At 68.5% G+C, this 21,721-nt stretch carries 18 protein-coding genes; 10 read left to right on the plus strand and 8 right to left on the minus strand.

Features of this window, described 5'->3' with window-relative positions:
* Positions 1 to 105 precede the first annotated feature (105 nt).
* Together ilvD and EIZ44_RS04755 are read right to left on the minus strand one after the other, a co-directional pair.
* On the minus strand, positions 106 to 1,950 hold the full coding sequence (gene ilvD / locus EIZ44_RS04750; protein ID WP_134665597.1) for a dihydroxy-acid dehydratase: 1,845 nt from the start codon (positions 1,948 to 1,950) through the stop codon (positions 106 to 108).
* A 72-nt stretch (positions 1,951 to 2,022) separates the two neighbouring features.
* Positions 2,023 to 2,616 carry a PH domain-containing protein gene (locus EIZ44_RS04755; protein WP_205673048.1) on the minus strand — a complete coding sequence of 198 codons (594 nt, stop codon included), beginning with the start codon at positions 2,614 to 2,616 and terminating at the stop codon, positions 2,023 to 2,025.
* A gap of 324 nt (positions 2,617 to 2,940) precedes the next feature.
* On the opposite strand from EIZ44_RS04755, the gene EIZ44_RS04760 reads away from it, so the two are divergent.
* The 4 genes from EIZ44_RS04760 (at position 2,941) to EIZ44_RS04775 (ending at position 6,751) form a co-directional block, all read left to right on the plus strand.
* On the plus strand, positions 2,941 to 4,827 hold the full coding sequence (locus EIZ44_RS04760) for an acetolactate synthase large subunit (protein WP_037811776.1): 1,887 nt from the start codon (positions 2,941 to 2,943) through the stop codon (positions 4,825 to 4,827).
* Positions 4,824 to 5,330, plus strand: coding sequence for an acetolactate synthase small subunit (gene ilvN, locus EIZ44_RS04765; protein ID WP_037811774.1), 507 nt, complete (start codon positions 4,824 to 4,826; stop codon positions 5,328 to 5,330). The genes EIZ44_RS04760 and ilvN overlap by 4 nt, the downstream gene beginning before the upstream one ends.
* Positions 5,331 to 5,372: 42 nt before the next feature.
* A complete protein-coding gene (gene ilvC / locus EIZ44_RS04770; RefSeq protein WP_037811773.1) occupies positions 5,373 to 6,386 on the plus strand; it encodes a ketol-acid reductoisomerase in 1,014 nt (337 codons plus the stop codon).
* Between the two features lie 101 nt (positions 6,387 to 6,487).
* Positions 6,488 to 6,751, plus strand: coding sequence for a DUF397 domain-containing protein (locus EIZ44_RS04775; protein WP_134727824.1), 264 nt, complete (start codon positions 6,488 to 6,490; stop codon positions 6,749 to 6,751).
* 145 nt (positions 6,752 to 6,896) lie between these two features.
* On the opposite strand, the gene EIZ44_RS04780 is transcribed toward EIZ44_RS04775, so the two are convergent.
* Complete coding sequence (locus tag EIZ44_RS04780) at positions 6,897 to 7,721, minus strand: M55 family metallopeptidase (protein WP_205673049.1); 825 nt, start codon at positions 7,719 to 7,721, stop codon at positions 6,897 to 6,899.
* A 238-nt stretch (positions 7,722 to 7,959) separates the two neighbouring features.
* Positions 7,960 to 8,520: a TetR/AcrR family transcriptional regulator gene (locus tag EIZ44_RS04785; protein WP_037811770.1), complete on the minus strand. Its 561-nt coding sequence runs from the start codon at positions 8,518 to 8,520 to the stop codon at positions 7,960 to 7,962.
* 104 nt (positions 8,521 to 8,624) lie between these two features.
* Between EIZ44_RS04785 and EIZ44_RS04790 the strand changes: the two genes are divergently transcribed.
* The 3 genes from EIZ44_RS04790 to EIZ44_RS04800 all read left to right on the plus strand — a co-directional run bounded on the left by EIZ44_RS04790 (position 8,625) and on the right by EIZ44_RS04800 (position 10,967).
* Entirely contained in the window at positions 8,625 to 9,164 is a 540-nt protein-coding gene (locus EIZ44_RS04790) for a cupin domain-containing protein (RefSeq protein ID WP_037811768.1), read from the plus strand.
* Positions 9,165 to 9,261: 97 nt separating this feature from the next.
* Positions 9,262 to 9,942: a HEAT repeat domain-containing protein gene (locus EIZ44_RS04795; protein WP_037811766.1), complete on the plus strand. Its 681-nt coding sequence runs from the start codon at positions 9,262 to 9,264 to the stop codon at positions 9,940 to 9,942.
* Positions 9,936 to 10,967, plus strand: a complete 1,032-nt coding sequence (locus EIZ44_RS04800; RefSeq protein WP_134727825.1) for a HEAT repeat domain-containing protein — start codon at positions 9,936 to 9,938, stop codon at positions 10,965 to 10,967. The genes EIZ44_RS04795 and EIZ44_RS04800 overlap by 7 nt, the downstream gene beginning before the upstream one ends.
* 338 nt (positions 10,968 to 11,305) lie before the next feature.
* Here the strand turns inward: EIZ44_RS04800 and EIZ44_RS04805 are convergent, their stop codons facing one another.
* From EIZ44_RS04805 to EIZ44_RS04820, 4 genes are all read right to left on the minus strand, one after another.
* A complete protein-coding gene (locus EIZ44_RS04805; RefSeq protein WP_134727826.1) occupies positions 11,306 to 12,202 on the minus strand; it encodes a nuclear transport factor 2 family protein in 897 nt (298 codons plus the stop codon).
* 91 nt (positions 12,203 to 12,293) lie between these two features.
* Positions 12,294 to 13,640 (minus strand): ankyrin repeat domain-containing protein, encoded by a 1,347-nt coding sequence (locus EIZ44_RS04810; RefSeq protein WP_134727827.1) that lies wholly within the window; start codon positions 13,638 to 13,640, stop codon positions 12,294 to 12,296.
* 157 nt (positions 13,641 to 13,797) lie between these two features.
* On the minus strand, positions 13,798 to 14,424 hold the full coding sequence (locus tag EIZ44_RS04815; RefSeq protein ID WP_037811762.1) for a DUF1345 domain-containing protein: 627 nt from the start codon (positions 14,422 to 14,424) through the stop codon (positions 13,798 to 13,800).
* Positions 14,425 to 14,777: 353 nt separating this feature from the next.
* Complete coding sequence (locus EIZ44_RS04820; RefSeq protein ID WP_037811761.1) at positions 14,778 to 15,611, minus strand: TIGR03620 family F420-dependent LLM class oxidoreductase; 834 nt, start codon at positions 15,609 to 15,611, stop codon at positions 14,778 to 14,780.
* 206 nt (positions 15,612 to 15,817) lie between these two features.
* Here EIZ44_RS04820 and EIZ44_RS04825 point away from each other — a divergent pair, with 206 nt between their 5' ends.
* The 3 genes from EIZ44_RS04825 (at position 15,818) to EIZ44_RS04835 (ending at position 21,680) form a co-directional block, all read left to right on the plus strand.
* Positions 15,818 to 16,417 carry a TetR/AcrR family transcriptional regulator gene (locus tag EIZ44_RS04825; protein WP_037811760.1) on the plus strand — a complete coding sequence of 200 codons (600 nt, stop codon included), beginning with the start codon at positions 15,818 to 15,820 and terminating at the stop codon, positions 16,415 to 16,417.
* An 80-nt stretch (positions 16,418 to 16,497) separates the two neighbouring features.
* The gene (serA, locus tag EIZ44_RS04830; protein WP_037811759.1) at positions 16,498 to 18,096 is read left to right on the plus strand and encodes a phosphoglycerate dehydrogenase; all 1,599 of its coding nucleotides are present in this window, start codon (positions 16,498 to 16,500) and stop codon (positions 18,094 to 18,096) included.
* Positions 18,097 to 18,347: 251 nt separating this feature from the next.
* Positions 18,348 to 21,680 carry a S8 family peptidase gene (locus tag EIZ44_RS04835; RefSeq protein ID WP_037811758.1) on the plus strand — a complete coding sequence of 1,111 codons (3,333 nt, stop codon included), beginning with the start codon at positions 18,348 to 18,350 and terminating at the stop codon, positions 21,678 to 21,680.
* Positions 21,681 to 21,721 lie beyond the last annotated feature (41 nt).

Raw genomic sequence — 21,721 nt, forward strand, 5'->3', positions numbered from 1 at the left:
GGCGGCGCAAATCGGGATTGCGGCGGTGGAAGCCGACTGGCCGAGATACGGAAAAGGGGCCCGCGCACCACGCGCGGGCCCCTTCCGGCAAAGCAAACAGCAGGATCAGCGGTTCGGGTCCCGGACCGCGCCGGTGTCGGCCGACGTGGCCATCCGGGCGTAGGCCCGCAGCGCCGAGGTGATCGGGCGTTCCCGGTCCTTCGGCTGCCACGGACGCTCCGAAGCCTCCATCTTCGCCCGCCGTTCGGCCAGAACTTCCGGCTCGACCAGCAGCTCGAGCCGGCGCTCGTGGACGTCCAGGACGATCTGGTCGCCGTTCTCCACCAGGCCGATCAGTCCGCCCGCGGCAGCTTCCGGCGAGATGTGCCCGACCGAGATGCCCGAGGAACCGCCGGAGAAGCGGCCGTCGGTGATCAGGGCGCATTTCTTGCCGAGGCCGGATCCCTTGAGGAACGCCGTCGGGTGCAGCATTTCCTGCATGCCGGGACCGCCCGCCGGGCCCTCGTAGCGGATGACCAGCACTTCGCCCGGCTGGATCTCCTTCTTGAGGATCGCCGACACGGCTTCCTCCTGGCTCTCCAGCACCCGCGCCGGGCCCTGGAAGTGCCACAGCTCCTCGTCGATGCCCGCGGACTTGATCACGGCGCCGTTCTCGGCCAGGTTGCCGCGCAGGATCGCGAGGCCGCCGTCCTTCGTGTAGGCGTGTTCGACGTCGCGGATGCAGCCGCCAGCGGCGTCGGTGTCCAACGACGACCAGCGGTTTTCCGTCGAGAACGCCTGCGTGGTCCGGACCCCGCCGGGGGCAGCGTGGAACAGTTCCAACGCCTTCTCCGACGGAGACTCGGCGCGGATGTCCCACTCGTTCAGCCACGTCGCGATGTCCGGCGCGTGGACCGCGTGCACGCCGGTGTTCAACAGGCCGCCGCGGTACAGCTCGCCCAGGATCGCGGGGATTCCGCCGGCCCGGTGGACGTCTTCCATGTGGTAGTCGGAGTTCGGCGCGACCTTCGACAGGCACGGCACCCGCCGTCCGATGGCGTCGATGTCGCTGATCGTGAAGTCGACCTCGCCCTCCTGCGCGGCGGCGAGGATGTGCAGCACGGTGTTCGTCGACCCGCCCATGGCCATATCGAGCGCCATCGCGTTCTCGAACGCCTCCTTCGTGGCGATCGAACGCGGCAGCGCGGACTCGTCATCGGAGCCGTACCAGCGCTTGCACAGCTCGACCACCGTGCGTCCGGCGTTGGAGAACAGCTCGCGGCGAGCCGCGTGCGTCGCGAGCGTGGAACCGTTGCCCGGCAACGACAAGCCCAGCGCTTCGGTGAGGCAGTTCATCGAGTTCGCGGTGAACATGCCGGAGCACGAACCGCAGGTCGGACAGGCGGAGCGCTCGACCTCGGACAGACCGGCCTCGTCGACCGCCGAGTTCGCGGAGGCCGCGATGGTGGTGATCAGGTCGGTCGGGGCGTGCGCGACGCCTTCGACGACCACTGCTTTGCCGGCTTCCATCGGACCGCCGGAGACGAACACGGTCGGGATGTTGAGCCGCATCGCGGCGTTGAGCATGCCCGGCGTGATCTTGTCGCAGTTGGAGATGCATACCAGCGCGTCGGCCTGGTGCGCGTTGACCATGTACTCCACCGAGTCGGCGATGATCTCGCGCGAGGGCAGCGAGTAGAGCATGCCCGAGTGACCCATCGCGATGCCGTCGTCGACCGCGATCGTGTGGAACTCGCGCGCGATGCCGCCTGCTTCGGCGACCGCCTCGGCGACGATCTCGCCGAGGTCCTTGAGGTGCACGTGGCCGGGCACGAACTGGGTGTAGGAGTTGGCGATCGCGACGATCGGCTTGCCGAAATCGCTGTCGGTCATTCCGGTCGCACGCCAGAGCGAGCGTGCGCCCGCCGCGTTGCGACCGTGGGTGGTGGTCCGGGAACGGAGGTGCGGCACGGCATTCTCCCAGGTCAGAAGGCTGAACCAGGCGGAGGGGAACTACGGCTCCGCAAACTGGTCCTACCAATTCTACTCGGCGGGTTTGCCGCTGCCGCCGCCGGTCCGCTCCGCGTCGGCGGAAGGCTCCGGTTCAGCGGGCCCGGGGGAGGGCTCGGGAGAGGGCTCCGGCGCGGGTTCTGCAGCGGGTTCCTCAGCAGCATCCGGCGCGGTCTCGGCGGCGGCCGGTTTGCGACCGGTGAGTTCCTCGTCGCTCAGCACGCCGGACGGGTCCTGGATCTTGCCCTCGCTCACCAGCGCCAGTACCGGAAGGTGCCGCGTCCGCACCGTGGGAAGACTGACCTGCGTGTCGTCGCCGAGGACCGCGCGCACGCGGGCCTTGTTCGTGATCGCCAGGCCCTTGAGCGACGACCACGGCAGGTCGCGCTTGCCGAAGACGGTCCGGATGTGCAGCCCTTCGCGGGTCGCGACGGTGCGCGTGCGCGCGACGAACACGAGCAGCGCGAGCGGGAAGACGTACAGCCACTGGAATCCGCCGATCTCGCCCAGTGCGATCGGTGTCACACAGACGGTCAGCAGACCGATCGCGAGATACGCCGTGGTCGGGATCCGGAACACGGCCTTCCGGCCCTCGTCCGCACGCTGGTCCTGCTGTTTCTTGGCCACGCAGGAATGGTGCACCGACGCCGGGAGTGACCTGCGTCCGGGTCGCGCGGGAGCAGTACTGGCCGTCCACGATGCGGAACCGCTGTCCCGTAGAGTTGACACTCGCCCAGGCGCGCGACTAACGTCGGGGCCGTGATTACGCAGACCGGTCTCGTACTTCCCCAGCGCGCCGACGCTTAGGAAGAGTCCTCTGCGTCGACGCGCGACCCTCGTGCGACCTTACGGTCGGCGAGGGTTTTTTGTTGCGTGAAACCGGTTCCCCGACCGGAAGTACGGCCCAGACAACCCGAACGAGTGACACCGAGAACCCACGAGGCAGAACCGATGACCAGTGCCACGTCGCGCAGCGACGCGAAGCCCGGGCCGACCGCGCCCGGTGTCCCAGGAGCACGTCCGAAGCCCGCCCCGCCGGCGGGTACGCCGGTGCGCGTCACCGGCGCGCAGTCGCTTGTCCGCTCGCTCGAGGCGGTCGGCGCGGAGGTCGTGTTCGGCATTCCGGGTGGCACCATCCTTCCCGCCTACGACCCGTTGCTCGACTCGACGAAGGTCCGGCACGTCCTCGTCCGCCACGAGCAGGGCGCCGGGCACGCCGCCACCGGGTACGCCCAGGCGACCGGCAAGGTCGGCGTCTGCATGGCCACCTCGGGTCCGGGAGCCACGAACCTCGTCACTCCGCTGGCCGACGCCAACATGGACTCGGTTCCGGTCGTCGCCATCACCGGGCAGCAGTCGCGCGCCCTGATCGGCACCGACGCGTTCCAGGAAGCCGACATCTGCGGCATCACCATGCCGATCACCAAGCACAACTTCCTCGTCACCGACCCGGCGGAGATCCCGCGGGCGATCGCCGAGGCGTTCCACCTGGCCGCGACCGGACGGCCGGGCCCGGTGCTGGTGGACATCCCCAAGGACGTGCTGCAGGAGATGACCTCGTTCTCCTGGCCGCCCGAACTGCGGCTGCCCGGCTACCGCCCGACGCTGCGTCCGCACGGCAAGCAGGTCCGCGAGGCCGCGAAGCTGATCGCACAGGCCAAGCGGCCGGTGCTGTACGTCGGCGGCGGCGTGATCAAGGCCGAGGCGTCCGAGCAGCTGCGCGAACTCGCCGAGCTGACCGGCATCCCGGTCGCCACCACGCTGATGGCGCGCGGCGCGTTCCCGGACTCGCACCGCCAGCACGTCGGCATGCCCGGCATGCACGGGTCCGTCGCCGCGGTCGCTTCGATGCAGCGCGCTGACCTGCTGGTCGCGCTCGGCGCCCGGTTCGACGACCGGGTCACCGGCCAGCTGTCTTCGTTCGCGCCGGACGCGAAGATCGTCCACGCGGACATCGACCCGGCCGAGATCTCCAAGAACCGCAAGGCGGACGTGCCGATCGTCGGCGACTGCAAGGAGATCATCGGCGAGCTGATCGAAGCGGTGAAGACCGAGTTCGACCGCGCCCGTCCCGACCTGAGCGACTGGTGGACGCAGGTCGACTCGTGGCGCGAGGACTACCCGGCTGGCTACGAATGGCCCGACGACGGTTCGCTGTCCCCGCAGTACGTCATCGAGCGGATCGGCGAGCTGGTCGGCCCGGACGCGGTGTACGCCGCGGGCGTCGGGCAGCACCAGATGTGGGCCGCGCAGTTCGTGAAGTACGAGAAGCCGCGCACCTGGATCAACTCCGGCGGCCTCGGCACCATGGGCTTCGCCGTCCCGGCCGCGATGGGCGCGCAGTTCGGCCTCCCGGACACGCAGGTGTGGGCGATCGACGGCGACGGCTGCTTCCAGATGACCAACCAGGAACTCGCCACGTGCGCCATCGAGGGCGCGCCGATCAAGGTCGCCGTGATCAACAACGGCAACCTCGGCATGGTCCGCCAGTGGCAGAACCTGTTCTACTCCGAGCGGTACTCCAACACCGACCTCGGCACGCACAAGCACCGCATCCCGGACTTCACGCTGCTGGCCGAGGCGCTCGGCTGCGCGGGCCTGCGCTGCGAGGCCAAGGAAGACGTCGACGCGACGATCCGGCGCGCGATGGAAATCAACGACCGCCCCGTCGTGATCGATTTCGTCGTGGGGAAGGATGCCCAGGTGTGGCCGATGGTCGCCGCGGGCACCGGGAACGACGAGATCATGGCCGTCCGCGGCATCCGGCCGCTGTTCGACGACGACGAGGTTTCGCAGGAAGCCGCCGAGGCCGCGGCCGCGGAGGGAGAACAAGCATGACTGTCCACACGCTGAGCGTGCTGGTCGAGAACAAGCCCGGTGTGCTCGCCCGGGTCTCGGGACTGTTCTCCCGCCGCGGCTTCAACATCGAGTCCCTTGCTGTCGGGCCCACGGAGAACCCCGAGGTGTCCCGGATGACGATCGTGGTCGCCGTTGAGGAGCTACCGCTCGAACAGGTGACCAAGCAGCTCAACAAGCTGGTGAACGTGATCAAGATCGTCGAGCTGGAAACTGGCAGCGCGGTGCAGCGCGAACTGCTGCTCGTGAAGGTCAGGGCCGACGCCACCGTGCGCAGCCAGGTCCTCGAGACCGTCCAGCTCTTCCGCGCCAAGGTGGTGGACGTCTCGCCGGAGGCGCTCACCGTCGAGGCGACCGGGACGTCGGACAAGATCGGCGCGCTGCTGCGGATGCTGGAGCCGTACGGCATCCGCGAACTCGTCCAGTCCGGCATGGTCGCGGTGGGCCGCGGGGCCCGCTCGATCACCGCCGCTTCTCCCCGCTGAACCTCAGATTTCGTGTAAGTACGGAAGGAAGTAGTACCCCCCATGGCAGTGGAAATCTTCTACGACGACGACGCCGACCTGTCGATCATCCAGGGTCGCAAGGTCGCCGTGATCGGCTACGGCAGCCAGGGCCACGCGCACTCGCTCAGCCTGCGCGACTCGGGCGTCGACGTCCGGATCGGCCTTCAGGAGGGGTCCAAGTCCCGGGCGAAGGCCGAGGAGCAGGGCCTGCGCGTGCTGTCGGTCGCCGAGGCGGCCGCCGAGGCCGACGTGATCATGATCCTCGCGCCGGACACGAAGCAGCGCTTCATCTACGAAGAGCACATCGCGCCGAACCTCAAGGACGGCGACGCGCTCTTCTTCGGCCACGGCTTCAACATCCGGTACGAGCTGATCAAGCCGCCGGCGAACGTCGACGTCGCGATGGTCGCCCCGAAGGGCCCGGGCCACCTGGTCCGCCGCCAGTTCGTGGACGGCAAGGGCGTGCCCTGCCTGATCGCGGTCGAGCAGGACGCTTCGGGCAACGCCCAGGCGCTCGCGCTCTCCTACGCCGCGGCGATCGGTGGCGCGCGGGCCGGCGTCATCAAGACGACCTTCACCGAGGAGACCGAGACCGACCTCTTCGGCGAGCAGGCGGTGCTGTGCGGCGGCGCGTCCGCGCTGGTGCAGACCGGTTTCGAGGTGCTCACCGAGGCGGGCTACGCCCCGGAGATCGCGTACTTCGAGGTGCTGCACGAGCTGAAGCTGATCGTCGACCTCATGTACGAGGGCGGCATCGCGCGCCAGCGCTACTCCATCTCCGACACCGCCGAGTACGGCGACCTCACCCGCGGCCCGCGCGTCATCTCGCCGGCCGTCAAGGAGGAGATGAAGAAGATCCTGGGCGAGATCCAGGACGGCACCTTCGCCCGCGAGTGGGTCGCCGAGGACGAGGCCGGCCGGCCGAACTTCACGAAGCTCGAGGAGCAGGGCAACCAGCACCCGATCGAGAAGACCGGCAAGAAGCTCCGCGACCTCATGTCGTGGGTGGACCGGCCGATCACCGAGACCGCCTGACGGTTTTTCTTGGCAGGAGGCCCCTTCCGTCCGTTCGCCGGACGGCAGGGGCCTCTTTTCGTTCCAAGGCGTTGCCGCTGAATGGCGGATACGCTGTGCCGATGAGCCGCCCGACCGACGACAAGGCGCACATCCGGCACGAACTCGACCTCACCGGCGTCACCTGGATCCGCGCCGAACCTGCGGGCGTGACCCTGGAGCATTGCGCGGAGTACGCGTTCGTCCCGCACTCGGACGGGGTGACCTACGTGGCCATCCGGCAGCCGTCCGACCCGGACGGTGCGGTGCTCGTGTTCACGCCTTCGGAATGGGACGCGTTCACGCGCGGGGTCCGGGACGGCGAGTTCGAGTTGCCGGAGTCGTAGGTTTTCGCGACCCTTTGTGACCGGGAAACCGGCCTCGCTGCTTGGGGGCGGCTGTTGCCGTTTAGTGGCGAATCTGTGGTTAGCGGTGTGATTGCCCAGGTCAGAGGTTCGAGCGCGGCCGTGCGGTCGGGGCTGGCAGTCCGGATCAGACGGCTCCGAGCGTCGCGATGAGTTCGATGACCTGGTAGGCCGTCGGGAAGTCCGGTGCCCGGTAGCGGAGGGTACGGCCGTCGGCGAGTTCCATACCCGGCACCAGCAGTGCGTGTTCGGTCATCCGGGGCCGGTGCACCTGGACTTCCAGGTCGACCGGGCCGTCGAAGCGCAGCGGTCGGACGTCCTCCCGGCCGGCCAGCGCTTCGGGTACCGCGTGCTCGGTTTGGTCGCACGCTTCGTCGGGATGCAGCATCGCGGCCGCGCCCGCCCCCAGCGCGCGTTTGACCACCACGGAGCGGATGCCCGGGGCGACTTCGGCCGCCTCAGCCGCCACGGTGTCATCGCCGCTGGCCAGCACCGGCGGCGTGCCGTAGTGCGCCGCGAGCGCGGTGTTCAGACCGATTTCGCCCAACGAACGGCCATTGCAACGGACGTCCGCGATGGTCCCGCCGGAGATGGTGTGCGCCATGACCGAGCGGGGTGTGCCGGCCTTGCCGTGGTAGCCGATGAACAGGACCGCGTCCGTATTCTCGGCCAATCCCGCCATCATCCCGCCAGGCTTGGGTGTGCCGCGGAGCAATTCGGCGCGTCGGTCCAGCAGTTCGGGCAGAAGGTTCCGGAAGCTCGCGTGCGCCTCGGTGACCTGGACGTGCGTGGCTGCGTCATACGCGAATACGCCGCGGACGGCTGCGTTGGCCTCCGCGGTGAGCAGCTTGCGGTTGCGTTCGTATTCGCTGTGCCCGGGAATGACCTCTTCGCCGTGGACCTCTCCGGCGATTCCCTCCATGTCGACCGAGACGAGCACCCGCATCTCCATCACGCCCTTCTTGGCGACACATGGTCAGGAATGCCACCTTATCGAGCGATTCCGTGCACGGGTCGCGATCGGCCGCCTCGCGTTTGGCGGGATTCTCGGGTCTCCGGATGTTCGGTCGATCGCGAGTTTCGCCGATTCGCGGCTACTCCGATCTCGCCGGACCAGATTCGTGTCCCGTCGGATTCGCCACTGGGAGGCCAATGCTGCAGCGGCCGGTGCGGTGCGCGCGGGCTGGCCCTCAGGACGGCAGGAAGATCGCCGCCGCCGCGTCGGCAAGTGCGTCGGGACTTGGCGAGTCCGCCTCGGTTTGGGCCAGGTGCAGCAGCCCGAGAATGGCCGCGTAAGCGACTCGCGCCCGATGCGCCGCCTGATCCGGCGGGAAGCCGAGTTCGAGATACGTGCTGGTCAGAAGGTTGAGTCGGGCTTGGTTGACGCGGCCGACCGCGTCCTTGACCCGCGGGTCGTTGCGATCGCCGAGCAGGCTCAGGTGTACCGACGGGGCCAATGGCTGGACGGCGCGCACGACGGCGGTGAGCAGTTCACGCAGCCGTTGCCGCGGATCGGCGATTGCGGCGTACTCGGCGAGCCCCGCTTCGCCGTGGTTTCGCCCCCAATCGGCGAGAGCCGCGGTGATCAGCTCGTCCCGGTTGCGGAAGTGCGCGTAGAAACTGCCCTTGGTCACGCCGAGCGTCCGCGCGAGCGGCTCGACTCCGACCGCGGCCAGTCCGCCGTCCGCGATCGCCTTCAGCGCGGCCCGCGTCCAGTCCTGGGCGGACAGCCGGGGCGAATCGTTCACCATGCGCGGAGGATACGCCACCGTATTGACGGCCCTGTCCGCGCTGGATACGGTGGCGTATCCATGCGCAGCCGTATCCATACGCTGCCGTACTGAGGGGCGAAGAGATGGCACACGCGAAGGTTCGCCGAGTGGTCACCGGGCACGACTCCGACGGCAAGGCCCGGGTGGTCGCCGATGGCACCGTCGAGCCGATCACCTCCGGCTTGATGCCGGGCTGCGCGATCTACCGGCTGTGGGGCAGGGACGAGCGACCGGCATTTCCCGACAACGGCTCGCCAGGTCAGGCCGAGGCGTATTACCCGCCGCGGGACGGTTCGCGGTTCATGATCAACACGATCGCGCCTGGCGAACTGACCCCGGCGCGGGATCTCGACGTGACGGCAGCCTGGGAAGAACTGGAGCGACAGGCACCGGGCGCGGCCGCCGCAATGGAGCCCGACGCACCGGGCATGCACACCACCGACACTCTCGATTACGTCCTGGTCGTCTCGGGCGAGGTCACGTTGGAGCTGGACGACGGGGAGCAGACGGTCTTGCGGACAGGCGATGTCGTCGTCCAAAACGGCACGCGGCACGCCTGGCGAAACCACGGTGCCGAACCGTGCACGATCGTCGGCGTCGCTGTCGGTGCGGATCGGGCGTAGGCCGGATTCGCCACTGAGCGGCGACAGTTCCTTTTGCCCGCCGGGTTTGACATTGACATTGTGACAAGGTCTTCACTGGTCGGCGGAGGTGATCCCGATGAACTCGACCCAGATGAATTCCCAGCTCACACGGCTGATCGAGGCGTTGGGCGCCGGGGACTCGTCGACGCGGCTGCAGGCCGCCCTGACGATCGGAACGCGCCCGGACGGCCCTGGTCTCGTCGAGGCGCTCGTCGCACGGTGCGCGATCGAGCCGGACTTTTACGTACGCGACATGCTCACTTGGGCGTTGACCCGGTTCCCGGCCGGGGACACGGTGCCGCGGCTTCTCGCGGAGCTGCGGTCGCCGGTGGCGCAGGCCCGGAGCCAGTCGCTGCACACGTTGTCCAAAATCGGCGACCGGAACGTGTGGCCAGCGATCACCCGATCGTTGCTGCGCGACGCCGACGACGAGGTCGCGAGAAGCGCGTGGCGGGCGGCTGTCGTCCTGGTGCCAGACGGAGACAAGCCCGGGCTGGCGGCTGAACTGGCGACACAGCTCGGTCGCGGCGACCGGACGCTGCAGCTCAGCCTCAGCCGAGCGCTGGTCGCGCTCGGTCCCATGATCGAGCCGGTGCTGGAGGCCGCAGTGACGAGTACCGACCCGGACGTTCGGGCGCACGCTGTTGCCACAGAGCGGCTGCTTCGCGACCCAGACGCCGGTTTCGACCAAGCCGTGGACGAGGCGAAACGGATTGTCGCACTCGGTCCGGAACGGGCTCGGGAAACCGCGTGCTGATCGGCGAGGTCGCCCGCCGTTCGGGGGTGAGCACCCGGATGCTCCGGCACTACGACGCCCTCGGCCTGGTGCGGCCGACCGGTCGCACCGTGGGCGGCTATCGCGAATACTCCGCCGACGACATCCGCCGGATCTTCCACGTGGAGAGCCTCCGGTCGCTCGGGATGTCGCTGCGGCAGATCGGCCGGGCGCTGGAAGATCCCGCTTTCGTGCCGTCGGAGCTGGTCGGCGACCTCATCCGGCGGACCGAAGACCGGCTGAAGCGGGAACAGGAGCTGCTCGACCGGCTCCGCGCGGTCGATGCCTCGGCACCCTCCGGATGGGAGGGTGCCTTGCGCATCGTCGAATTGCTGCGCGGGCTCAATTCACCGGGTGCCGCGCGTCGGCAGCAGACGGTCCTGGCTCCGGCCGACGATGTCCCGGTCCCCGCAGAAGTGCTGGCCAGGGCGATCCTCGCCGAATCCGACCCGAACGTCGCCGGCGCACTCCGATGGGCCCTCGCCCGGACAGACGGCGACGCGGTGGCGAATGTGGCGTCCGGTCTCCGCTCGGAGAACGCCGACGTCCGCCGACGCGCGATCCTGGCACTCATCGAGTTGCCCGGCGACGAGGCGACCGCTGTGTTGATGGACGCGCTCGCCGGTTCCGATCCTGCGGTCCGTCGGCATGCGGCGCTCGCTCTAGGCGCGCGAGGTGTAGGGGAGGCGGTGCCGACGCTTGTCGAAATGGTCGTTGAGGGGCGAAACGACGTCGAGGCAGCTGAGGTTTTGGGCGCGCTGGCGGACGGGGGTGCGGGCGGAATTGTCGGCGCGTTGGTCGAGGCCTCGGCGGCGCATCCTGCCGATTCAGCGGTGCGGATCCGGTTGACGCAGGCACTCGCGGAGATGCCGGGGACGCTCGCGCACGGGGCGTTGCAGCAACTGACAGGGGATGGGGATCGGGCGGTGGCGTTGGTGGCTTCGGCTTTGGTGAAGGTTGTTGAAGAGCGTGAGGGTGTTGGTGGTGAGGGCTCGGGAAGCACCTAGCCGGGTGCCGGTAGTTGGCGGAGATTCAGTGGGTTGAAGCTGGTCAGGGGCATTTGCCATTTAAGGGCGAAAGTTGATCTGGGGTGACTGGCCGTTCAGCGGCGACCGGCTGTTGCCGCTGAACGGCGAACGACCGCGGTGGCAGTTGGTGTCACCGGCTGGCGAGGTCCGGGGCTGTGGGCGTCTGCCGCTTAACGGCAACGATGGTTTCGACGGTTGATTGGCTGCGTCGGGATGCTGGTTCGCCGTTGAGTGGCGAATCTTGTGACGAGCCGTCGTGGCGGTGGCGGACAGCGTGGGGGTTGCCGTTCAGCGGCGAGAGAGCGGAGCAGTTGCCGTTATTCGGCGACGCGGGCGATGAGTTCCGGCAGGCGTCCGGTGGCTGCAGCCAGGGCGAGGTGGTCGCCGTAGTCGCGGGATTCGACGATCTGGCCGTCTCGGATGCGCATGACGAAGATGTTGTTCACCTGGAACGGAGTCCTGGAGCTGGTTTCGCCTACGTAGGTCGATTCGCCGATGACGACTTCGGGGTCGGTGCTCAGGTGGAGCACCAGGTCGGTCACCTCGATGCGGAAGGCTGCTGCGGCACCGGCGGCGAAGTGGGTTCGCAGGTCGTCTCGGGTGCGGAGGATGGGGGCACCGGGCAGGAACGGGTGGCGGACATCGGTTTTTGCCGCATAGAGGTCGGGGAGTTCGGACCAGCGTCCGTCGGCGACGCCGAAGACGACTCGTTGGAATACGCCTTCGCGGCTGTTCGGGGAGAAGAGTTCAGTCGGGCGCGGAGCGATGGGGCGTGGTTCGTAAGCGGGCGCTTGGGCGTATGCCGCGTCTAGGCCGGCGGTCGCGTTTTGGATCACGGCTAGGCGCAGGTAGTCGTGATAGTCGCGGGTGTGCGTAAGGAGTCCGTCGCGGGCGCGGAGGACTTGGATGTTGGCGGTCTCGGTGGTCCGGCCGGTTTTTCGCGATTCGGCGGTGTACTGGTATTCGGCCACGATGACGTCGGGGGCGGTGGTGTCGTGGATGGTCACGTCGTGGCGTTTGAGGCGAAGGGTTTGGCCCAGGCCGCTGACGAAACGGTCGTGCACTGCGGCGCGGCCTTCCAAGCGTCCGGGCCTGGGGACTGCGGTGGGGTGTTCCACGACGGTGTCTTCGGAGTAGAGGCGTGCGAGGTCGGCGAAGCGGCCGTCGGTGATTCCGGTGGAGAGCTGGTCGAACAGGTCGCGTGCAGTCGGCATGAGGGTCTCCGCGGGGTCGGTTAACCGGAGTCTGTAGTCCGTTACGATACGGACTACAGACTCCGGTTGTCTACCGGCCGGGAGTTGCCGATTAGTGGCGACTGAGGCGGTGCAGCAGTTCTTGAGCGGCGGGGCTGTCGCAGGCTTCTGCCCAGCCTTCGGGAGTGCTGTCCCAGAGAGCGTCGCGGGCGGTGAGGTCGGCGCCGGCGTTTACGAGGAGTTCGATGACGTCCAGTCGGTTGCTTTGGGCGGCCAGGTGCAGCGCCGTGACGCCGACTCCGTGGCGTGGGCCGCCGAAGGTGCCGACGTGGTTGACGTTTGCGCCCAGTGACAGCAGGGTTTCTGTTGCCGCTGAGTGGCCACACGTCGCTGCCCAGGTGAGGGCGGTGCCGCGGTAGACGTCGGCGTCCAGGTTCGCGCCGCGTGACGCCAGGGTGCGGAGTGCGGTTGTTTGGTTGTTGCGGGCGGCCCAGGCTAGGGATTCGTCGAGGATCTCGGTCGGGTCGTTTGTCGGCTGCCAGAAGGGAAAACCGCTGTGCGGACGGTAGAACTCACGGTGTGCGCCGGCTGCTGGAGAAAGAGTCCCCTTTGGACTGACGAGTTCATCCAGTAGTGCGTCGTCGCCGAGACCGGCTGCGACGCGCAGGTTGCGAGGGGACCGTTCGTGCGTTGCCAGTTTTTCGGCAACAGCGCGATTTCCCCAAAATAGAGCCACAATGAGCGGGGTTCCGCCGTCGCCGCGGCCGGAGACGGCCAAGGGTGCGCCGGCGTTGATCAAGAGGTCGGCGATCAGTGGTAAATTGCTGTAGGCGGCTTGGTGCAAGGCAGTCCAACCGTGTGCGTTGGCTCGTGCGGGATCGGCACCGTGGGCGAGCAGGACGCGGACGAGGCGTTCGTCATGGGTCGCGGAGGCCATGCCGAGCAGATCGTTCCCGTTGGTGCCGCGTGCGTGGGCAAGGTGCGGGGCTTCGGTGAGCAGTGCGGTCAGGCCGTCCAAGTCTCGGGCTTCTACCAGCTGATACGCCCGGGCGAACGGTTCGCCGTTTTTCGGCATATTCTCGACGTGGGTCTTCAGCGCCCGCCATGTCGGGAAGCCGTGCTCGCGGGCGATGACGGTTCGCGCGCCGGTGCGGGTCAGCGGCTGTTCGTGCCGTTCGAAGGCGGCGCGGGCGTCGGGAGTGCCGTCTTCGGCTGAGGCGAGGAGGCCGACGGCGCGGCCGCGGTAGTACTCGACGTCCTGGTGGTAGGCGTGCTGGACGTCCGGTCCGTGCTCGGCGATTCGGCGGACGTACGCCTGAAGCTGTGGCCAGCTGGGGAATCCGTAGCGGCGGGCGAGCCGGAACTGCGCTTCCGACAGTGCGACCGCATCCGCGCGGGCGAGTTCCTTCGCCTGCTTGCGCAGCTGACCGAGGTCGGGGTTGGCGGGCAAGGCCGTCATCAGGGAGTCCTTCCTTCCCTTGTGCGCCCCGTGGTCCGCCGGCACCGGGCAGGGAAGAAGGAGAAGCTCGGCAACTCGTAGTACGGGGGTGGGCTCAGCCCTTTCCGCGGACAGGACGCGGCCCCTGCCGCGCGAGGACAACTGTAACTCAAAAGGGTCAACGTCCGCCGGTGATGACGCTGACTGCGATGCCGAGCGTGGCCGTGTTGTACATGAATGACAGGACGCTGTGGGCGAGGACGAGGGAACGGATCGACGTCGTCCTCGTTTCGACGTCCGAGACGGCGAAGCTCGTTCCGATGGTGAACGCGAAATAGGTGAAATCGGCGAGCGTGGGACGTTCCGTTTCGGGGAAGCGGAAGTGCTGCGTCGGGAGGCTGTCGTAGTACTTCTGGGCGTAGCGTTCCGCGTAACCGAAGTGCAGGATCGCCCAGGCCAGCAGGACTGCGGGGACACCGACGATTCTCGCCACGACCGGGTCGATGCCCGCTGTTTCCGGCAAGACGATCGACAGTCCGGCGGTGACGCCGACCAGACTGGTCAACAGAGTGAACAGCAGTCCCAGCCGGCGACCGAGAACGCCTTTCAACCACCGGGCGTCGGTGTGGTCTTTTTTCCGGCTACGGGACACGCGCGCGATCCGGATGCCGAGATAGATCAGCGCGAGCAGATCCCAGGAGAGAAGGGCGAGGACGTTGTCGTCCTGGATGAAGGTGACGATCCCCAGCACCAGCAGGACCAGTTCGACCGTCCGGGACGCGGCGATGGCGAGTTTCGTGAACACCGGCGGCTCCCGGGGCGAACGCGGGCGAGGCGTCTCGCGAAGATAACAGCGGGTGGTGGCCGCTCGACGGCGAAACGGTCCCGCCGGGGTCGCCCGTTCAGGGGAAGTGTTCGGCGGGAGCACTGCGGCGGGCACGGACGCGGGAGAATGTCGGTGATGGATGGAAAAGTGCCCATATGCAGGGGATGAGCGGATTCGCCGTTTAGTGGCGAATCCGTGGTGAGCAGGGGATTCGGCGTCTGGGGACGGCTTCGGCGAGTGCGGGGTCGAACCGGTAGCCGGGTTTCAGCGGAGATCTCGTGAGTAAGCCGAGTGGGGCTTTCGCGGGAAGCGCCGAAAGCCCCACCGGGGAATCAGGGAACCAGGTCGGCGAGGCGACACCAGCCGTCCACTGGGATCTCCGGTCCGTCGCCGAGAACTTGGACGCAGACGTGGTCCGCGCCGGCGTCGAGGTGTGCGCGGATTCGGTCGGCGACTTCCTGCTCGCTGCGGTAGGCCACGATCGCGTCGACCAGGCGGTCGCTGCCGCCGCCGGCTAGGTCTTCCTCGGTGTAGCCGAGGCGGCGCAGATTCGCTCTTTGGTGTGGGGCGAGCCGCACGTAGCCGGCGACGTGTTCGCGGGCGATTCGCCGCGCCCGCAACGGGTCCGGGTCGAGGACGACGGCTTGTTCGGCGGCGAGGTACGCGTCGGGTCCCATCGTTTCCCTGGCGAATGCGGTGTGCTCTGGAGGTACGAAGTACGTGTGTGCGCCGTCGGCCTGGGTCGCCGCGAGTTTCAGCATTTTCGGGCCGAGGGCGGCTAGAAGCCGACGTGGCCGGGCGTTGGAAGCAAAGTCCAGGTCGGCTGCGTCCATGGCGTCGAGGTAGTCCTGCATCGCGCTGCCTCCGCCGCCGGGCCGATGTCCGCCCAAGCCCAGCGTGAACCGTCCTGGGTGCGCCTCGGCCAGCGTCCGTCCAGCAGCTTCGGCGGACGCTGCTGACCGTTCGGAGAAGCGTGCGATCCCCGTCGCCACAGTCAACGTCGTGGTCGCCTCGAGCAGTAGCGCGGCCTGCGTGAGCGCCTCTCGGCCGCGGTATTCGCCGAACCACAGGGCAGTGAAACCCAGCGATTCGACCTCGCGGGCGGCCGTGCGTAATTCGCCGACTTCCTTGCCGTCAAAGGCAAACGTCCAGATCCCGACGGTCATCGGGTCCCGCCTTCCGCGGCGGCGGGAAGCTTCGCGAACAGATCCACATCAGACTCCAAGAAGGTCCTGGCCGCGGAAGCGCGGCGTGATCCCGGCGCAGCCAAGGCTGATACGTCCACTGAGGACGCACCGCAGAACCAGAGGCTGCCTCCGGTTAATGTACGGAGGAGGCCTCCGATTTGTCACGGGATAAACTCGGACCCGAGATGACCGACGTCAAGCCGATGCGCGCGGACGCCCGCCGCAACTACGACCGCCTGCTGGCCGAAGCGAGGCGCGCCTTCGCCGAACGCGGCGTCGACGCCTCGCTCGAAGACGTCGCCCGCAGCGCCGGCGTCGGGATCGGCACCCTCTACCGCCACTTCCCGACCAGGGAAGACCTGATCGAGACGCTGCTGCGGGACCGGTTCGACACCCAGGCGGAAAAGGCGCGTGAGCTGCTGCTCGCCGACGATCCGCTCGACGGGCTGTACACCTGGCTGATCGGCTTCGGCGAAACGTCCGCCGTTTACCGCGGGCTTACCGAAATGCTGGCCCACGCGTTCGACGATCCGAAGTCGCGGCTGCACGCCTCCTGCGAAGCGATGCGGGAAGCCGCGTCTCACCTAGTGGACAGGGCGCAAGCGGCCGGCGTTTTCCGCGCCGACGTGACGGTCCGGGAGCTGCTTTTGTTGCTGCACGGCGCTTCCTGGGCCGGATCCCACCTTCCGGGAGAAGGCGGTACAGAGCGCCTGATGGGGCTTGTCTTCACCGGATTACGAACAAGTGAACAGCGGGGGCAGCGGGCTGTCAGTGCCCCGCGTTAAACTCCCGCCAGTCCGGGCACAACGACGTGCGCCGCGAGAGAGCGTCCTCGATTTCGTGACCAGATAGTGGGAGCCGCATCGTGACCAAGCCCAGCAAACCCGTAGTCCTCATCGCGGAGAAGCTCGCGCCCTCCGTGCTGAGTGTGTTCGGTGACGAGGTAGAGGTCCGGCACGTGGACGGCACCGACCGTCCCGCTCTGCTCGAGGCGGTGAAGAGCGCCGACGCGCTTTTGGTCCGATCCGCCACCAAGGTCGACGCCGAGGTGCTCGGGGCGACCACTCAGCTGAAGGTCGTCGCCCGCGCGGGCGTCGGCCTGGACAACGTCGAGGTCCCGGCTGCCACCGAGCGCGGCGTGCTCGTGGTGAACGCGCCCACGTCGAACATCGTCTCCGCCGCCGAGCACGCGGTCGCGCTGCTGCTCGCGGTCGCCCGTCGCGTTCCCGCCGCCGACCAGAGCCTGCGCGGCGGCGAGTGGAAGCGCAGCTCGTTCTCCGGCGTCGAGATCAACGGCAAGACGGTCGGCGTCGTCGGGCTCGGCAAGATCGGTCAGCTGTTCGCGCAGCGGCTCGCGGCGTTCGGCGCGAAGCTCATCGCATACGACCCCTACGTCTCGGCCGCGCGCGCCGGCCAGCTGGGCATCGAGCTGGTCACCCTCGACGAGCTGCTGGAACGCGCGGACGCGATCTCCATCCACCTGCCGAAGACGCCGGAGACCAAGGGCCTCATCGACGCCGAGGCGCTCAAGAAGACCAAGCCAGGCGTGATCATCGTCAACGCCGCCCGCGGCGGTCTGATCGTCGAGGAAGCGCTGGCCGACGCGGTGCGCAGCGGCCACGTGGGCGGCGCGGGCATCGACGTGTTCGTCACCGAGCCGACCACTGAGAGCCCGCTGTTCAACCTGCCGAACGTCGTCGTCACGCCGCACCTCGGCGCGTCCACCGCCGAGGCGCAGGACCGCGCGGGCACGGACGTGGCGCGTTCGGTGCTGCTGGCGCTGCGCGGCGACTTCGTGCCGGACGCGGTGAACGTGTCCGGCGGGGGCGCGGTCGGCGAGCACGTGCGGCCGTACCTGTCGCTCACCCAGAAGCTCGGCCAGGTGTTGACCGCGCTGAACCCGAAGGCTCCGACGTCGCTGACCGTCGAGGTCAAGGGCGAGATCTCCAGCGAAGACACCGCGGTGCTGCAGCTGGCGGCGCTGCGCGGGCTGTTCGCGGGCGTGGTCGAGGACCAGGTCACCTTCGTCAACGCGCCGCGGCTGGCCGAGGAGCTCGGCGTGCAGGCGGAGCTGGTTTCCGAGTCGGAGAGCCCGAAGTTCCGCAGCCTGGTCACGCTCCGCGCGGTGCACGGCGACGGCGGGACGCTCACCGTGTCCGGTTCGGTCACCGGCAAGGACGAGGTCGAGAAGATCGTCGAGGTCAAGGGCAGGCACTTCGACCTCCGCGCCGAGGGCGACGTGCTCGTGATCGAGTACCCGGACCGCCCGGGCGTCATGGGCCGCGTCGGCACGCTGCTCGGCGAGGCCGGCATCAACATCGAGGCCGCGCAGATCAGCCAGAGCACGGACGGTTCCGACTCGATCATGCTGCTGCGCGTCGACCGGCACGTGGACGCTAACGTCCTCGAGCCGATCGGAGCCACCGTCGGCGCGCACACCATCCGCGCCGTCGACTTCAGCTAGTCCCGATTTCGCCGAACGGCCCCTTTCCCGGACTCCCGGGGAAGGGGCCGTTCTGTCGTTCGCCCACACCGGCAACATTCGGGTAACGGAGCTTTTTCCGCACGAAAGTAGGGGTTTCGGACAGTTAGGTTCTTGCCGCGAGGCTGAACCACGCGCCGTGAGAGCACGGTGCGGCGCCGGTGCTCACCGTCGGGGGTGCGAATGGGGAGCGCGGGCAGGTTCGTGATCCGGGCCTCGAGAAGGGGTTACTCATGAGCAGAACCCGGTTGCCCGGGTGGGCTGCCCGCTCGGTGGTCGTGGGTTCCGCGGTGGTGCTGGCGGCGGCTGTCGCCGTGCCCGCGGCGTCCGCGCAGGGCGCGCCGCTTGCCGAGCCGGTCGCTCCGGTGAAGGTCGACGCGAGCAAGGTCCAGGGCAAGCTTTCGCCCCGGCTGAGCGCGGCCCAGGGGCAGATCACCGCGTTCGTCGAGCTGGCCAAAAAGCCCGCGGTGGACGCGTTCAAGGAGGAGCAGGGCAAGGGCAAGGAGAAGGCCAAGCAGGCAGCGAAGGCGGCCAAGGCCGACGTCGCCGCGGCGGTCAGCTCCGTCGTCGGGCAGCTGCGGTCCGCGGACGCGGGCACGAAGCTGGTCACCCAGACGGCCAACGCGGTGCCCGGCGCCGTCGTCACCGCGGACGCGGCCAAGATCCGCCAGCTCGCGGAACGGCCGGACGTCGTCTCGGTGCGCACGGTCGTGCCGAAGAACCGCACCAACGCCAGCGCCGAACAGCTCACCAACACGCTTGCCAGCTGGCAGAAAACCGGCAAGTTCGGCGACAACATCCGCGTCGGCGTGATCGACGACGGCATCGACTACACCCACGCCGACTTCGGCGGGCCGGGCACGCCCGAGGCGTACAAGGCGGTCGACCGCGCCAAGCCGTCGCCGCTGTTCCCGAGCGCCAAGGTGGTCGGCGGCACCGACCTCGTCGGCGACGACTACGACTCGGCGGGCAAGACCGGTTCGCCGACGCCGGTGCCGGACCCCAACCCGATCGCGTGCGGCGAGCACGGCACGCACGTCGCGGGCACGATCGGCGGCTTCGGCGTGAACGCCGACGGCAGCACGTTCACCGGCGACTACAAGAAGCTGAACAAGAAGACGCTCGACGCCATGCGGATCGGGCCGGGCACCGCGCCGAAGGCTTTGCTGTACGCGATCAAGGTGTTCGGCTGCAAGGGTTCCACGAACGTCACGTCGCAGGCGCTGGACTGGGCGCTCGACCCGGACGGCGACGGCGACTTCACCGATCACCTCGACGTCGTGAACCTGTCGCTGGGCAGCGACTTCGGCGCTCCGGACGACCCGGACTCGCTGTTCGTGCGCAAACTCGCGCAGAACAACGTACTGCCGGTGATCTCGGCGGGCAACGGCGGCGACATCAACGACATCGCCGGTTCGCCGGGCAACACCCCGGAAGCGCTCACCGTGGCCAGCAGCCGCGACGCGGGCGAGCTGCGGGACGCGATCGAGGTCAAGGCCCCGACCGCCGGTCAGCAGCCTGGCCAGTACAGCCAGGAGTACACCGGCTACGACACCCTCGACCTCACCGCTCCGGTGGTGCCGATCTCGGCGAGCAACAACGCCGGTTGCGCCGCCTATGCGGCTGAGGACAAGGCAAAGGTCGCGGGCAAGATCGCGTGGCTGGAGTGGGACGACAACGACGCCACCCGTCCGTGCGGTTCCGCGGCGCGGGCTAACAACGCGCAGGCCGCGGGTGCCAAGGGCGTGCTGCTTTCGTCCACTGTGGAGCATTTCGGCGCGGGCATCGCTGGCAACGCGGCCGTTCCGATGTTCCAGCTCACCGGCAAGGCCACCCAGGCCGTGCGGGCGGGCCTGAGCGCGGGCACGCTGACCGTGCGGCTGTACGGAGCCGGCCGGACCACGCTGCAGACCTATGACCAGTCCATCGTGGACACTCCCAGCTCGTTCACCTCGCGCGGCGGACGCGGTCCGTCGGTGAAGCCGGACGTCGCCGCGCCTGGCGACACGATCACGTCGGCGTTCCGCGGCAGCGGCAACGAGCGGCTGGTCATCTCGGGCACGTCGATGGCCGCGCCGCACACGTCGGGCATCACGGCGCTGGTCCGCCAGGCGCACCCGGACTGGAGCGTCGAAGAGGTCAAGGCCGACGTCGTGGGCACCGCGGTGCACGACATCACCGACGGGGCCGGGCATACCTACGGCCCGCAGCGGGTCGGGGCCGGCCGGATCGACGCGAAAGCCGCGCTGGACAACCAGGTTCTCGCGTATGTGCAGGACGACCCGGGCGCGGTGAGCGTCACGTTCGGCACCGTCGAGGCGGCTGGGCCGGTCACCTTGAGCAAGACGATCAAGGTGGTCAACAAGGGCGTCAAGGCGGCCGAGTACTCGGTGGGCTACGAGGCGGTCAACAGCCTGCCCGGCGTTGAGTACACAGTGGACAAGAGCTCGGTGAAGCTGAACCCGCGCGGGGTCGCGACGGTGAAGGTGACGCTGAAGATCACTGACCCGAAGGCGCTGCGCAAGGTTCTCGACCCGACCATGGCGGCTTCGCAGGCCGGGCTCGCCCGGCAGTTCGTGGCGGACGCCTCGGGCCGGGTCGCGTTCACCCCGAAGAACGGCGCGACCGTTCCGCTGCGGGTGGCCGTGTACTCGTCGCCGAAGCCGGTTTCGGCGATCACCACCCCGGCCGGCGTGCGCTTCGGAGCGAACGCCGACCAGGCCGTGCTGAACCTCGGTGGCAAGGGCATCGACCAGGGCAGCGGCTCCCAGCGGTACCGCTCGCTGATCAGCGTCCTCGAGTTGCAGGCCGAATCGCCGCAGCTGCCGGAATGCGACTCGCACGTCACGTCCGACTGCACCCTCAACCGCACCGCGAAGGGCGGCGACCTGCGCTACGTCGGCGCGGCGTCGACGGCCCCGCTCGCCAAGGCGCAGGGGGAGCCGGAGAACGCGACGCTGGCGTTCGGCATCACCACCTGGAGCGATTTCGCGAACCTCGGCAGCAATACGGTGCCGTTCGTGGACATCGACACCACCGGCGACGGCAAGCCGGACTTCGAAACCTTCGTGACGAAGGCGACGGGGTCGGACGTGCTGCTCGTCAACACGGTGTCGCTGACCAAGCCGGGCAACCCGTCGGTGGACCTGCAGGCGATCAACGGGCAGCTCGGCGACGTCGACACCAACGTGTTCGACTCGAACGTGATGGTGCTGCCGGTCAGCATCGCCGCGCTCGGCATCGACCCGAAGGAGGCGTCGCACCGGATCAGCTACACGGTCGGCACCGCCGGGTACTACGTCGCTCCGGGTACCTCGAACGGGTTGATCGACCAGGTCAGCACTCCGCTGTCGTTCGATGTGCTCGCACCGGCGTACTCCGCGCAGGGCGGCGGCGACGCGGCGCTGGGCTACGTCGCCAAGCCGGGCACGGCTCTGGTGGTCAACCGCAACAAGGCCGCTGTCGCCGGGGACAAGGCGAAGGGCCTGCTGGCGATCGAGCACCACAACGCGGCCGGGCAGCGCGCCTCGGTCGTGCGGATCGAATCGCAGTTCCCGCGCGGCTGACCTGGTTCACCCTTTGAGGGGAACTTGAAGGGTGCCGCGCA

Source organism: Amycolatopsis nivea (assembly GCF_004522235.1).
Classification (GTDB): domain Bacteria; phylum Actinomycetota; class Actinomycetes; order Mycobacteriales; family Pseudonocardiaceae; genus Amycolatopsis; species Amycolatopsis nivea.